This window comes from Phenylobacterium sp. (assembly GCF_031181185.1).
In the GTDB taxonomy this organism is placed as follows: domain Bacteria; phylum Pseudomonadota; class Alphaproteobacteria; order Caulobacterales; family Caulobacteraceae; genus Phenylobacterium.
Window position 1 is genome coordinate 1 of sequence record NZ_JAPSKZ010000003.1, and the last position, 14,288, is coordinate 14,288.

12 protein-coding genes are annotated in these 14,288 nt (G+C 68.3%); 3 read left to right on the top strand and 9 right to left on the bottom strand.

Features of this window, described 5'->3' with window-relative positions; genetic code table 11:
* The 5 genes from RIF93_RS00500 to RIF93_RS00520 all read right to left on the bottom strand — a co-directional run.
* Positions 1 to 309: serine dehydratase beta chain (locus RIF93_RS00500; RefSeq protein WP_309087365.1), on the bottom strand; the 309-nt coding region annotated here is incomplete at its 3' end.
* A 43-nt stretch (positions 310 to 352) separates the two neighbouring features.
* A complete protein-coding gene (locus tag RIF93_RS00505; protein WP_309087367.1) occupies positions 353 to 1,273 on the bottom strand; it encodes a YwqG family protein in 921 nt (306 codons plus the stop codon).
* Positions 1,263 to 1,994: a hypothetical protein gene (locus RIF93_RS00510; protein WP_309087369.1), complete on the bottom strand. Its 732-nt coding sequence runs from the start codon at positions 1,992 to 1,994 to the stop codon at positions 1,263 to 1,265. Before RIF93_RS00510 ends, RIF93_RS00505 begins: the two co-directional genes overlap by 11 nt.
* Positions 1,995 to 2,102: 108 nt before the next feature.
* Entirely contained in the window at positions 2,103 to 2,990 is an 888-nt protein-coding gene (locus RIF93_RS00515) for a pirin family protein (protein WP_309087371.1), read from the bottom strand.
* Between the two features lie 17 nt (positions 2,991 to 3,007).
* A complete protein-coding gene (locus RIF93_RS00520) occupies positions 3,008 to 3,505 on the bottom strand; it encodes an Lrp/AsnC family transcriptional regulator (protein WP_309087373.1) in 498 nt (165 codons plus the stop codon).
* Positions 3,506 to 3,646: 141 nt separating this feature from the next.
* Here RIF93_RS00520 and RIF93_RS00525 point away from each other — a divergent pair, with 141 nt between their 5' ends.
* On the top strand, positions 3,647 to 7,087 hold the full coding sequence (locus tag RIF93_RS00525; protein ID WP_309087375.1) for an indolepyruvate ferredoxin oxidoreductase family protein: 3,441 nt from the start codon (positions 3,647 to 3,649) through the stop codon (positions 7,085 to 7,087).
* Here the strand turns inward: RIF93_RS00525 and RIF93_RS00530 are convergent.
* Positions 7,084 to 7,950, bottom strand: a complete 867-nt coding sequence (locus RIF93_RS00530; protein WP_309087377.1) for a lipid kinase — start codon at positions 7,948 to 7,950, stop codon at positions 7,084 to 7,086. The two genes, RIF93_RS00525 and RIF93_RS00530, sit on opposite strands and share 4 nt — an antisense overlap.
* A 115-nt stretch (positions 7,951 to 8,065) precedes the next feature.
* On the opposite strand from RIF93_RS00530, the gene RIF93_RS00535 reads away from it, so the two are divergent.
* Both RIF93_RS00535 and RIF93_RS00540 read left to right on the top strand, forming a co-directional pair.
* Positions 8,066 to 10,741, top strand: a complete 2,676-nt coding sequence (locus tag RIF93_RS00535; protein WP_309087379.1) for a glycoside hydrolase family 3 C-terminal domain-containing protein — start codon at positions 8,066 to 8,068, stop codon at positions 10,739 to 10,741.
* 64 nt (positions 10,742 to 10,805) lie between these two features.
* Positions 10,806 to 11,285, top strand: coding sequence for a DUF805 domain-containing protein (locus RIF93_RS00540; protein WP_309087381.1), 480 nt, complete (start codon positions 10,806 to 10,808; stop codon positions 11,283 to 11,285).
* Here RIF93_RS00540 and RIF93_RS00545 read toward each other — a convergent pair.
* From RIF93_RS00545 to RIF93_RS00555, 3 genes are all read right to left on the bottom strand, one after another.
* On the bottom strand, positions 11,282 to 12,193 hold the full coding sequence (locus RIF93_RS00545) for a YwqG family protein (protein WP_309087383.1): 912 nt from the start codon (positions 12,191 to 12,193) through the stop codon (positions 11,282 to 11,284). The two genes, RIF93_RS00540 and RIF93_RS00545, sit on opposite strands and share 4 nt — an antisense overlap.
* Positions 12,194 to 12,249: 56 nt before the next feature.
* A complete protein-coding gene (locus RIF93_RS00550; RefSeq protein ID WP_309087385.1) occupies positions 12,250 to 12,984 on the bottom strand; it encodes a hypothetical protein in 735 nt (244 codons plus the stop codon).
* A gap of 102 nt (positions 12,985 to 13,086) precedes the next feature.
* Complete coding sequence (locus RIF93_RS00555; RefSeq protein WP_309087387.1) at positions 13,087 to 14,232, bottom strand: serine hydrolase; 1,146 nt, start codon at positions 14,230 to 14,232, stop codon at positions 13,087 to 13,089.
* Positions 14,233 to 14,288 lie beyond the last annotated feature (56 nt).

The following is a 14,288-nucleotide window of genomic DNA, read 5'->3' on the forward strand; positions in this document are numbered from 1 at the left end:
GATCTCGCGGCCGCCGCCCAGCGGCAGTCGGCCCGTCTCGCGGATGCGCGCCAGCGCCTGGTCGGCCGCGTCGGGATCCATCGTCCGCGGTTCGAAGCCTGCGAGGCCCAGGATCACCGCGCGATCCGTCGCGTGTCCGCGGCCGGTCAGCGCCAGCGAGGCGTAGAGGGTGGTCTCGACGCGGGCGACGCGGTCCAACGCCCCGCCCAGCCACCCGAGGAAGCGGCAGGCTGCGGTCATCGGGCCCATGGTGTGGGAACTGGAGGGGCCGACCCCCAGCTTGAAGAGGTCGAAGACGCTGACGTTCATCGCGGCGGTCTAACGTGCGCGCCGATGGCGCTCAACCGGCGGCTCAATGAGTCTGGGTGATGGTGACGGTCTTCGAGAAGTCTCCGCGCGCCGCATCCTTGGCTCGGACGAAGACGTAGAGGCGGCCGCCGTCCCACCAGTTCATGTTGAGTGCGGGATCGCTGTCGATCTGCAGCAGCAGACGCCATTCTCGCGCGGCGCGGCGGATCGCGTCCGGCACGTCGTCATTGTAGTCCCGCGTCAGGCCGCGCCGCATGTATTCGCACTCCAGCGCCATCTGGCCGCCCTGGATCTCGGTGGGATAGCCGCCGATGCGATGCTCGATCTCTTCTCCGAGGTCGCAATCCTCGAACGTGCTCCAAGCCTCATCGTCCAACTGATCGCCCAAGGTCGCGTAGTCGACCTCGAACCAATCCGGGCTCGGGACCGAGTTGAACTTCATGAAGCCGACACGCCGCTCTTCGAACCGCCACTTCTTAGGCGCTGGCTGGGGCGGCTCGGCCGGAGGTCCTGGGGGCTCTAGCGCGTAGAGAATGCGGACGACGTCTGGGCAGCCGTTTCGCTCTTCGTCGAAGAAGGCATAGAGCCGTCCTTCAGACGGCAGCCAATCCAACTGCACGTGCGGCTGGAAGGCGGCGAGATCGATCTGCGCGACGAAGATGCGTGGGCCCAGGTCGCCTGTTGGCCACCCGACGCACGCGGGCAGCTCCGGCAAGCCGCCGACCTTGGAGAATCCCGGTTCCCTCGCCGGAACGAGCAAGAGCGTTGGCCGGGCGGCGCGGCGCATCCGCGCCCGTATGCCGGCCCATCCTGCTGAGGCCTGCGAGGGTCGTCTCCTGCTGGCGGCTGCCGATAGCTCCCGCCGAAGTACGAACAACATTACCGCCAAGAGGGTCGCGACGGCGGCTAGCATGACGAGAGTCACCGCCAGCCCCGCCGCCGAATGCCCGCCGTCAGCGATCATCCCGGGCCCGCGCAAAACCGCCGGGCGTCGTCACGACTGCAGCCTTGGCCGCATTCGGCGTCCCATGCCAGATCCGCTCGCCTTGTTTGAACCGCGGAAGTCTGACGCCGTCTACCGTGTACCGGCCGTGGATGCGACCATGGGTGACTGCATCCAGCCCCTTGATGTTCCAGGGCTGGTTTTTGATCCAGTCAGGGACCGCTTTGCCCCATCCGTTCTGCGGAATGGCCCAATGGTGGCCGTGGTCGCCAGCCTGTAGGTAGCCCTTTTCCCCCAGCCATTGCCGGGCGCCCTTCACACGCTCCCAGGGCTTGGTCCGCCACGCATGCGGTCCGCTATTCTTGACCATGCCCTTGGAAGCGGCTCCGGCAACAGCCCGCATCGGGATGACGTCCAGCGCAGCCTTGCCCGTGTTGAGAACCATGCCGACATAGTCGCCGTCGTCGCCGTCGGCGGCGGCCTCTCGAGCTGCCCCCCATATCGGGATGAAAGATTCCAGCTGACCGGGGTGGCCTACGCCACGCGGCTTGTTCAACGTGAAAAGCCGATCTCCGAGGCGCTTGCTGCGGACAACGTTTTGCGACTGCTTCTGGTCAAGTTCGGCTTGCTGCTTCCTGTTGTGAGCACGCTGCTGCTGCGCCGCTGCTTCGTAAGCTTCTGCATCCTCGTCAGGCGCCGTGCGTGGCTGTCCCCCGCGTTCGAAAGATCCAGACGCAGCCATCAACCACCTCCTGTCCTCTGGTGCGCCGGCGAACGCACGTCACCAAGGCTCAAGTATCTGTCCGACAGCAGCGAAGGTCAAGAACATAACGTGAACGATTGGGGGCTGTCAGCTCATTGGATTGGGCGGCGCAGGCTCGGGCAGGGGGATGAACTCGCTGTCGTCGGCGTCGGGCAACTTCATGCGGCCGGCTTTCCAGTCGGCCTTCGCCTGCTCCAGCCGCTCCTTGGAGGAGGACACGAAGTTCCACTCGATGAAGCGCGGGCCGATGGGCTCGCCGCCTAGCAGCATGACCATGGCCTCGGTGACAGCGGTGAACAGCACCGGCTGGCCCGGCTGGAACACCAGCATCTGGCCGGCCTGGAACTGACGGCCGTCCACCTCGACGACGCCTTGGGCCACATAGGCGGCGCGCTCGGGATACTCGGCCGGCAGCTGCGCCTGGGCGCCCGGCTGCAGCCGCCAGTGGACGTAGAACATCGGCGAATGGGTCTTCACCGCGGCCTTGGCGCCGAAGGCCTCGCCGGCGATCAGGCGGGCCCACATGCCGCCGCCCTCATAGGTCGGCAGGTCCTCGACGCCGTGATGGTGGAAGGAGGGATCAATCTCCTCCCGCTCGACGGGCAGGGCGCACCAGGCCTGGATGCCGTGCATCTTGCCGCCCTCGGCGCGGAGGGTCTCGAACCGCTCGGAGTGGGTGATCCCCGATCCGGCCACCATCCAGTTCACTTCGCCGGGGTGGATCTTCTGGGTGACGCCCACGCTGTCGCGATGGGTGATCTCGCCGTCGAACAGATAGGTGACGGTGGAGAGGCCGATGTGCGGGTGCGGCCGGACGTCGACGGTTCGGGGGAAGCCGGGCGCGAACTCCACCGGCCCCATGTGGTCGAAGAAGATGAAGGGCCCCACCGTGCGGCGCTTCGCAAAAGGAAGGACGCGCCCCACCTCGAACCCGCCGAGATCCTTGCGACGCTGGTCGATGACGAGTTCAATCATGGGCGGGCGCTCCGAAACTAGCCTTGCGCGCTCACGTACGGACTGACGAGGCCGAGCGGCGCGGCGGTGGTGTTCTTCACCGACCTTATGACGATCCGGCTCTCGATGTTGGAGACGAGGCCCAGCGACAGGATCTTTTCGCGAAGGAAGTCGTCGAACGCGTGCATGTCGCGGGTGACGATGCGCAGCTCGTAGTCGGCGGCGCCGGTGACCGTGGCGCACTGGACCACTTCGGAGAGCTTGGTGATCGACGTCTCGAATGCGTCGAGGTTCTCCTTGGTCGGCAGCGACAGCTTCACGGTGCAGTAGACCTCGAAGCCCAGGCCCAGCTTGTCGCGGTCGAGGATGGTCACGCGGCGCTGGATGACGCCCGCGTCCTCAAGCCGCTTGATCCTGCGCCAGCACGGGCTGGAAGACAGTCCTACGCGATCGGCGATCTCGGCGACCGAAAGGCCGGCGTCGTGCTGGATAAGGTCCAGGATCTTGGCATCCACGGCGTCGAGGGCCTCAGACAACTTTTCCTCCTTCTCCCGGCAGTCCTAAGCGTGGTTCTTGCCCCGGAACCGCTGGGTCAGGGCATGCTTTTGGTAAGCAATTCCTCGGAACCTATATGATCTTGCAGGGCCGGAGGAAGGCCCGAAAGGAAGAAAATTGCGATGCGCCACCTTGATGTGACGCTAGACGACAAATTTCTGCTCACCGAGGGCCGGGTCTTCATCACCGGGGTGCAGACGCTGCTCCGGGTGATGATCGACCAGCACCGGCTGGACCGCGCGGCGGGCCTGAACACGGCGGGCTTCGTTTCGGGGTATCGCGGCTCGCCTCTGGGCGGGCTGGACCAGCAGGCCGCCCGCGCGGCCAAGCACCTGAAGGCCGCCGAGGTCACCTTCAAGGAAGGCCTCAACGAGGACCTCGCGGCGACCGCCGTCTGGGGTTCGCAGCAGGCCAACCTGTTCCCGGGGGCGCGCTACGACGGCGTCTTCGGCATGTGGTACGGCAAGGCGCCGGGCGTGGACCGCACCGGCGACGCGTTCAAGCATGCGAACTTCGCGGGCGTGCACCCGAAGGGCGGCGTGCTGGCGGTGGCCGGCGACGACCACTCGTGCAAGTCGTCCACCTTGCCGTCGCAGTCGGAATACGCCTTCCAGGATTTCGAGATGCCGGTGCTGTCGCCGGCCGACGTGCAGGAGGTCCTCGACTATGGCCTCCTGGGCTATGCGATGTCGCGCTTCTCGGGCCTCTGGGTGGGACTGATCGCCCTGGCCGACACGATGGACTCGGGCGCGACGATCGACGTCAGCCTCGACCGTCACAAGTTCGTCCTGCCCGAGAACTTCCGCATCCCGACCGGCGGCCTGGGCATCCGGCTGAAGGACCAGCCGCTGGACAAGGAGCGCCGGCTCCGCACCCAGAAGATCCCCGCCGCCCTGGCCTTCGCCCGCGCGAACCGCATCGACCGGGTCATGCTGGGTGCGGCCCGCCCGCGCCTGGGCATCGTCTGCCAGGGCCAGGCCTACAAGGACGTGATCGAGGCCTTCGCCGCCATGGGCATCAGCCCGGCCGAGGCCGCGTCGCTGGGCGTCGCCATCTACAAGGTCGGCATGCCCTGGCCGCTCGAGCCCACCGGCATCCGCGCCTTCGCCGCCGGCCTCGAGACCCTGATGGTCATCGAGCACAAGCGGCCGCTGATCGAGACCCAGGCGCGCGCCGCGCTCTACGACCTGCCGGCCCACGCGCGGCCGAAGATCATCGGCAAGACCGACGAGAACGGCGGGCCGCTGCTGTCCGAACTCGTATCCCTGTCGGTGGCCGAGATCGCGCTCGCCATCGCCGACCGGCTGCCGTCCGGCCCGCACATGGAGCGGGTGCACGACTATCTGAACCGCGTGTCGGCCGCTTCCATGGCCGCCGTCACCCTGTCGAGCGACCAGCAGCGCAAGCCCTTCTTCTGCTCGGGCTGTCCGCACAATTCCTCGACGCGCCTGCCGGAAGGTTCGCGTGCGCTCGCCGGCATCGGCTGCCACTACATGGCGAGCTTCAACGACCCGTCGACGGACCTGACCAGCCACATGGGGGGCGAGGGCCTGACCTGGGTGGGCGCAGCACCGTTCACCGAGGAGAAGCACGTCTTCGTCAACCTGGGCGACGGCACCTACAACCACTCGGGTTCGCTGGCGATCCGGGCTTCGGTCGCGGCCAAGTCGAACATCACCTACAAGCTGCTGTTCAACGACGCGGTCGCCATGACCGGCGGCCAGCAGGCCGAGAGCGGCTTCACCGTCCCGCAGATCACCCGCCAGCTCGCCGCCGAGGGCGTGCAGAAGATCGTCGTCGTGGCCGCCGAGCCCGAGCGCTACGAGAACGTCCGCGACCTGGCGCCCGGCGTCGATGTCTTCCCGCGCGCCGACCTGATGAAGGTCCAGCGCGAGCTGCGCGAGACGCCCGGCACGACCGTGCTGATCTACGACCAGGTCTGCGCCACCGAAAAGCGCCGCCGCCGCAAGCGGGGCAAGATGGCCGCCGCGCCGATGCGGGTGATGATCAACCCGCTGGTCTGCGAAGGCTGCGGCGACTGTTCGCGCACCAGCCACTGTGTCTCGGTCGAGCCGCTGAACACCGAGTTCGGCCGCAAGCGGAAGATCAACCAGTCGACCTGCAACCAGGACTATTCGTGCCTGGACGGCTTCTGCCCGTCGTTCATCACCCTCGAAGGCGCCGAGAACGCCCACCGCGAGGCCATGCCGGCGCTCACCGCCGACTCCACGCCGCTCCCGACCTTCGAAACCTTCACAGGCGTGAAGAACATCGTCTTCACCGGCGTGGGCGGCACGGGGGTGACGACCGTCGCCTCGATCCTCGCCATGGCGGCCCACGTGGACGGCCGCTCGGCTTCGGTGGTCGACATGACCGGCCTCGCCCAGAAGGGCGGCGCGGTGTTCAGCCACGTCCGCATCGGCGAGACGGAGGAGACGGTCATCGGCGGCCGGGTGCCGGCGGCTTCGGCCCACGTGCTGATCGCCTGCGACCTGCTGGTCGCGGCGGGCGCCGACGCCCTGTCGCTCTACGCCAAGGACCGCACCGTGGCGGTGGGCAACGCCGACTTCTCGCCGACCGCCGATTTCATCACCGACCGCGACGTGCGCTTCGACGCCGACGCGCAGGCCCGCCGCATCGCCGCGGCGGTGAAGAGCTACGACTCCGCGCCGGCCCAGCACCTGGCCGAGAGCAACCTGGGCGATGCGATCTACGCCAACATGATCATGCTGGGCTTCGCCTGGCAGAAGGGCGTCATCCCGGTCTCCAGCCGCGCCCTTTACCGGGCCATCCGGCTGAACGGGGTGCAGGCGGAAGAGAACCTGCAGGCCTTCGAACTGGGTCGGAAGGCGGCGCACGATCCGCAGGCGCGCGGGCCGCGCGAAGACGACGTGCCGACGCCCGAGACCATGCCGGTCGAAGACCTGATTGCGCACCGTGCGAACGAGCTGCGTCTGTATCAGAACGAGGGCTATGCGCGCCGCTACCTGGAGCGGGTGCAGAAGGTGGCCGCGGCCGAGGCGCCGCTGGGCTCGGACGCTCTGACGCGGGCCGTCGCGATCAGCCTCTACAAGCTGATGGCCTACAAGGACGAGTACGAGGTCGCGCGCCTGCACTCCGACAGCCGCTTCGCCGCCTACCGCGCCGAGAGCTTCAAGGGCGGCAAGGCCAAGGTCTGGCTCGCCCCGCCTCTGCTGGCCCGCAAGGGTCCCGACGGCAAGCCGAAGAAGATGGCCTTCCCCGGCTGGACCCTGGATTTGGTGTTCCCGACGCTCGCCAAGCTGAAGGGGCTGCGCGGCACGCCGCTGGACGTCTTCGGCTACACGGCCGAGCGCAAGATGGAGCGCGAGCTGGTCACGGACTTCGAGGCCCAGGTCGATCGCCTGGTGGACGGCCTGTCCAAGGAGCGGCTGCCCACCGCGGTGAAGATCGCGGCGGTCCCGCAACAGATCCGCGGCTTCGGCCACGTGAAGGACGCCTCCGTCGGCCCCGCCAAGGCCGAGGCCAAGCGCCTGTGGGCCCAGTGGGAGAAGGCGGGCGAGCGGGAGCTGGCGACCGCCTAGGGCGCGAACACCTCGATCGCCTCCGGCAGGACGCCCAGCTCGAGCGGGGTGGAGGTCGCCAGGTCGCCGTCGAGGTTGACCGGCATCGGCCGGTCGGTGCGGATCGTCATGGCCACGCCGGTGGCGGTGCGCACCTCGTCCCAGCGGACGTGCTGACCGCGGCGAAACAGAGGGGCGAGCAACGCCACCTTCCAGAGGCTGCCGGGCTCGAGCGAATAGAGCATCAGCTTGCCGTCATCGATCTCGGCGTCCTCGCGCACGGCCACGCCGCCGCCGTGGTAGCGGCCATTGCCGACGGCGATCTGGTAGCTGTGGGTGTGGAGCGTGCAGTCGCCCACCTCCACGTGCGCGTGGAACTGGCGGGCGCGCAGCAGGACGCGGGCGGCCGCCATGGCGTAGGCGAAGCGGCCCAGCGCTCGCTTCTCGCGAGCCTGCAGCGCGTCGGCCATGTCGGCGGCGAGGCCTATGCTGGCGACGTTGAAGAACGGGTGGCTGTTGGCCAGCCCGAGGTCGATGCGTCGGGTTCGGCCCGCGGCGATGACGTCGGCGGCGCGGAGCGGGTCCAGTGGCAGGGCCAGGGTGCGGGCGAGGTCGTTGGCCGTGCCCAGCGGCAGCACCCCCATCGGCTTGCCGGCCTCGATCAGCGCCGGCGCTGCGCCCGAGAGCGTGCCGTCGCCGCCCGCCACGATGACGAGATCGCAGGTCGCGCCCTCGCCGGCGATGGCCGCGCGGCAGGCCTCGGGCGATCTCGTCGGGAAGTCCCGCACGGCGATGCCAGCCTGGGCCAGCCGCTGAGTGACGGGCTTCACCCATCCGGACGGCTTGCCGCCGTGGCGGACGAGGAGGGCGGTGCGCGGAGTCATGGGCTGCTGAACGGCCAAGTCGGGCTAAAGCTCAACGGAGGCGCTGCAGGGGTCTGGTAGCGCTATCAATCCGCTGCTAAGGTCAGACCAACAAGCAAGACTCTGGAGGACGTCGATGGGCTGGAAGCGCACGCTGCTGTGCGGAGTTGCGGTCGCGGTGGCGCTAGGCGGCGCCGCTCAAGCTCAAGATCGAACCCCGATCCGGATCCAGCCCCAGGCCGTCGACTGGAAGACCTTCCCCTACCGCAATCCGCAGCTGAGCGTGGAGCAGCGCGCGGCCGACCTCGTGGCGCGCATGACGCTGGAGGAGAAGGCCAAGCAGATCGGGCACGACGCGCCGGCGATCCCGCGGCTGGGCGTGCCGAAATACAACTGGTGGAACGAGGGCCTGCACGGCGTGGCCCGGGCCGGCTTCGCCACCGTCTTCCCGCAGGCCATCGGCATGGCGGCGACGTGGGATGCGCCGCTGATGCAGCAGACGGCGGACGTGATCTCCACCGAGTTCCGGGCCAAGTACGCCGAGCGCGTGGGGCCGGACGGCGGGACCGAGTGGTACCGGGGCCTGACCGTGTGGTCGCCCAACATCAACATCTTCCGCGACCCGCGCTGGGGCCGGGGCCAGGAGACCTATGGCGAGGACCCGCACCTGACGGGGACCATGGGCGTGGCCTTCATCCGCGGCTTGCAGGGGAACGATCCGAAGTACTTCAAGACGATCGCCACCTCGAAGCACTACGCCGTGCACTCCGGGCCCGAGTCGAACCGCCACCGGGAGGACGTGCACCCCAGCGCCTATGACGTCGAGGACACCTACATGCCGGCGTTCCGGCAGACGGTGACCGAGGGCAAGGTGCAGGCGATCATGTGCGCCTACAACGCCATCGACGGCGTGCCCGCCTGCGCCGATCCGGATCTGCTGGGCGCGCGGCTGCGGCGCGACTGGGGGTTCAAGGGGCACGTGGTCTCGGACTGCGGCGCGGCGGCCAACGTCTATCGCCCGGACAGCCTCGCCTACACGAAAACGGCCGAGGAAGGCATCGTCCGCTCGATGGGCGCCGGCATGGACCTGGTGTGCGGCGACTACCGCGCCGACTGGAACATGGAAGCCGACGCCATCGTCGGCGCGGTGAGGAAGGGCATGCTGAAGCAGGCGGTGCTGGACCAGGCGCTGACCCGCCTGTTCGCCGACCGCATCCGCCTGGGCTTGTTCGATCCGCCGGAGATGGTCCCGTTCTCGAAGATCGGGCCCGAGCAGAACGGCGCCCCGGCCCACCGCGAGCAGGCGCTGAAGATGGCCCAGGCCTCGATGGTGCTGCTCAAGAACGACGGCCTGCTGCCGCTGAACGGCGAGCCGCGCCGCATCGCGGTGATCGGGCCGAACGCCGACAGCCTCGACGCCCTGATCGGCAACTACTACGGCACGCCGCGCGAGCCGGTGACGGTGCTGTCGGGGATCAAGGCGCGCTTCCCGAAGGCGGAGGTCGTGTTCGTCGAGGGTACGGGCCTCGTGGGGCCGGCCACCGCCCCCGTGCCGGACGCGGCGTTCTGCGTCGACGCGGCGTGCAACACCAAGGGCCTGAAGCAGGAGACCTTCAACGGCGTGGCGCTGGAAGGCGCGCCTGTGGAGACGAAGACGGTGGCCAACGCGGCCTTCGACTGGACGGGCGACCGGCAGAGCTCCGCCCGCTGGACGGGGTTCATCACCGCGCCGGAGAGCGGCGAATACCGGTTCCGGTTCGCCAGCGACAACGGCTATCGCGTGTTCGTCGACGGTAAGCCCGTGGTCGAGGAGTTCGGCGTGGGCGACGCGCCCTCGATCCTCGACGGCGGCATTCGGCTGGAGGCCGGCAAGCGCTATCCGATCCGCGTGGAGGGCTTCCAGCGCGGCGTGAAGGGCCGCCAACGGCTGATCTGGAGCCTGCCCAGCTTCGACGGGAGCGACGCGGTGGCGGCGGCCAAGGCGGCGGACCTGGTCGTCTTCGTGGGCGGCCTGACCGCGCGCGTCGAAGGCGAGGAGATGAAGCTGGAGGTCCCGGGCTTCGCCGGCGGCGACCGCACCAGCCTGGACCTGCCGGCGCCGCAGCAGAAGCTGCTGGAACGGGTGCACGCCACCGGCACGCCTACGGTGCTGGTGTTGATGAACGGCAGCGCGCTTTCGGTGAACTGGGCCGACCAGAACGTGCCCGCCATCGTCGAGGCCTGGTACCCGGGCGAGCAGGGCGGCCATGCGGTGGCGCAGCTGCTGGCCGGCGACTACAGCCCGGCGGGCCGCCTGCCGGTGACCTTCTACCGCTCGGAAAAGGACCTGCCGGCGTTCAACGACTACGCCATGAAGGGCCGCACCTACCGCTACTTCCAGGGCGAGGCGCTGTATCCGTTCGGCCATGGCCTGAGCTACAGCCGGTTCGCCTATGGGCCGGTCAAGGTGAGCGCGCCGGAGGTGAGGGCCGACGGCTCGGTGACCGTCACGACTGAGGTGCGGAACGTGGGCGACCGCGACGCCGACGAGGTCGTGCAACTGTACGTCACGCATCCCGGCAAGGGCGCGATCCGCGCGCTGAAGGGCTTCCAGCGTATCCACCTGAAGCGCGGCGAGGCCAGGACTGTCAGCTTTACCCTGGCCGACCGGGCGCTGAGCACGGTCGACGCCAAGGGTAAGCGCCGGATCGAGCCGGGCGTGGTGCAGGTCTGGGTCGGCGGCGGCCAGCCGGTGTCGCGCCCGGGTCTCGCCCAGCCGCCGGGCGGCAAGGCCGAGTTCCGGATCGCAGGGACGAAGGCGCTGCCGCGCTAGGGTGGGTTGCGCCAAGGGCCTTGCTCGGCGAGAGCAACAGCGGAACTCCAAACGGGAGCTGCGGATGTTCGGATGGTTTGATCCGCGCGGGCGCGCCAGCAACGGCGAGTACGTGCGAGCGGCGCTCTACTGCTCGCTTCTCTCGGCTCCCGCGGTCGCGCTGCTGGCGTTCGACGGCGTTCCCAACGGGCTGCGTCTCGCCGCCGTCGGAGTCCTGTGGCTCGCCACGCTGGTGATGTGGCCCGTAGCGGTGCGCCGCGCCCACGATGAGGACTACGCCGCCCACCACGCGTTCTGGTGGATGGGCGGACCGACGATCCTCCTCGTGACTTGGATCACCTTGCCGGCGTTCGGCGTCATTCCACCCGTCTGGCTCCTGTGGCTCTCATTCGTCGTGGCCGTCGTCTGCTGTCACATCGGGCTATACGCAGTTGCGCAGGCACATGATGGCGCGCGGCCAAACCGCTACGGGCCGCCGACTTTGCAGAAGCCGTCGCTGGAGGAGCGCCGTCGATATCGCGAGCTTAGCGAGAGCACCCGCTAGTAGGTCTGATAGAGCGTGACGGTGCGGGAGAAATCGCCAACCCTGGCGTCCTGCTCGGCGACGAAGACGTAGAGCCGTCCGCCGTCGCCGAACTCCACGCCGAGCTCTGGATCGGTGTCGATCTGAAGCAACAGCCGCCACCGTCGCGCCGCGCGGCGAGCCGCCTCGTCCGCGGCTCCCGATTCGGGCAACCCTCGGGCTATCCGCTCGCAGGCCACCTGCATCTGTCCGCTCTGAATTTCGCTGGGATAGCCGCCCAGGCGGTGCTCAGGGCCGTCCGAGCCCAGGTCAGCTAGGTCCGAGAGGACGTCCAATTCCTCGTCGCGCAGGTCCAGCCCGGATAGATCCAGCCAGTGCAAGCTGGGAAGTGACGGGCGCCCCAAGAAGGCGATGCGCCGTTCTCGGTAGGGCCACGCCGAAGTCGAGGGCGGTTCTCGCACCGCGACCGCAGCTTCCGGCCCAGCCATCATACGCACCTGATCGGCCGCGCCGAACCGGTCGTCGTGGAACACGTAGAGGCGTCCGGTCGGCGGCAGCCACTCCGGACCGCCTGCATCGCGGACAGCCTGAAGGTCGAGTTGGCAGAAGAAGCGGAGGGCACCTTCCGGCCCCTCCGGCCATGGCCAATCAGTAGGCATGTCGGGCGCCCCGCCGATTTTTGAGAACGAGGGAGTCGCGACCGGCTTGAGCAGCACCGTCGTAAGCTTGTTTCGTCGCATTCGACGGGCCAGCCGCACCGCATCCTCACTCTCGAGCCGTGGCTTGCGCCCGGGCGCTCGGGACCGTTTGGGGACGCGCGGGGCGATGAGAATGACAACGCCAATGAACGCGGCCAAGACCAGCAGCCCGGAAAATGCAGCCGCCGACGCAAGCAGCAGCGTCCGCACGAGCTCAGGCGCGGTGGTCATGGCTCGGCCGACTGGGGAGGAAGGACAGAGCTCGAGCGGGGGAGCGAAGTATTCTTCTACCTCCGACCACGCTTGGGTCGATCATCGCGAGCAGCGGGATTCAGCTCCTCCTGCGCCGAGGCGGCGACATGGCCGGGTGCCGTGGCCAGCCCTCCCTTCCACCAGGTGGGCGTCCCATACCAGAACCGCTCGGCCGTATTGAACCGCGGCTTGTCCCCGACGCGATGGTGAAGCCGACCATGCACCTCAGCGCTCTGCGTCGGCTTGATGTTTGGAGGCTGGTTCTTGAGCCAATCCGGGAGGTGCTTACCCAGGCCTCTATTGCGCTCGACCATCCAGTGGTGCCCCGGCTGGTTAGGCTTGAGCATTCCGGTGCCGTCTGGACCCATCCATTCGCGCACCTTCTTCCAAGTGTGCGGCCCGGCCAACTTTAGACCGCCCTTCGCGAGCCCTTTTACCAGAACCGTGCCGCCGGCGAGGTCGCCTACAGCGGCTACTCCGTTAATAGTCGCTCCGACCACATCGCCTTCTCGCGCATCCGCAATCGCCTCTCGCGCGGATCCCCACACAGGGATCAGCGACTCGGCGGTGCCGGGATGGCTATCCAGATGTTCATCGAAGCGACGAAGCGCCTGCCCAGACTGGATGGCCTTACGGCGCACGAATTCCTCAGCCTCTCGCGCGGCATTCATAGCGCGCTGCTTCGCCAGCATTGCGTTGTAAGACGCCTCATCAGGGTCAGGAACAGAACGCGGCTGCTCGCCGCGGGAATAAGAGCCGGAGCCTGCCACCACATCTCCTTATCGTCTGTTGACGGCTCAGCCCGCGCGCAGTCGCCGCGAGCATCATCATCTCACGGCAGAGGCTAGGAGTCAAGAACAAAAAGAGAACATCTACAGCCCGTTCGCCGCCTCCCGCACCGCGTTGATGAACGCCGTCCGGGCCATCGAGCGTTCGCGCTTGGTGGCTTCGGGCCAGGCGGCGTTGAGGACGATGACGAGGCGGTCTTCCGGGAAGACCGTCACCGACTGGCCGAAGATGCCGCGACCTTCGAAGGCGCCGCTGTTGGGCATCCACCAGAAGTAGCCGTAGCCGCGCTCGGGGGCGCCGTTCTTGATCTGGGGCGTGGTGGCTTCGCTGAGGAACTGCGGCGGGATCACCTGCTTGCCGCCCGCCTTGCCGCCCTCCAACAGGAACTGGCCCAGGCGGCCATAGTCGCGGAGCGTCATGGAGATGCAGCAGCCGCCGCGCTCGTGGCCGGCCAGATCGGTGACCCAGACGGCGTCGCGCTCCATGCCGTAGGGCTTCCAGATCTTCTCGGAGGCGTATTCCGACAGGCTCTTGCCGACGGCCTTGGAGACCAGCACGCCCACGAGGTCGGTTTCGCCGGTGTTGTAGGTGAACTTGGTCCCGGGCTCGTTGGCGCGGGGCAGCTTGCGCATGTAGCTGACCAGCGGGTTGACGCCAGGCTCGGTGATCGCGCTTCCGGCGCGGGCGACGTCGGAGTTCGGGTCGGTGTAATCCTCGTTCCAGCGGACGCCCGAGCTCATCATCAAGAGCTGGCGGACGGTGACGCCGTCGTAGCCGGAGCCCTTCAGCTCGGGGATGTAGTTGGTGACGAGCGCGTCGGTCCCGGCGATCTTGCCGTCGGCGATGGCCGCGCCGACGAGGGTGGAAGTCAGGGACTTGGCCACCGAGAAGCTGGTCCAGCGGTCCTGCGGCTTGCGACCCAGGCCGTAGCGTTCGGCCAGGACCTTGCCGTCCTTGAGGACCAGGAAGCCCGAGACGTTGTTCTCAGCCATGTAGGCGTCGGAGAGGGCGTCCGGCAGTTGGCGGGGGGCTTTCGGGAGCGGCCGGGCCTTGCCGCCGGCCTTCACCGTGGCGGTGCGGTAGACGGTCTCGATCGCCGGATACCAGGCCTTCTGCTGGTCGGGGCTCCAGGTGAGGATCGAGGGCACGCCCGGCTTGATCGCCTGCTGGGCGGCGGCGGGACCGGCGAGGACGGCGGCCGCGACGGCGGCGGCGAGGACGTGGCGCATGTGGAGCTCCCCCGAATGTTATCGCCGGCAAGGTAGAGCCTTCCCGGCGTTCGGCG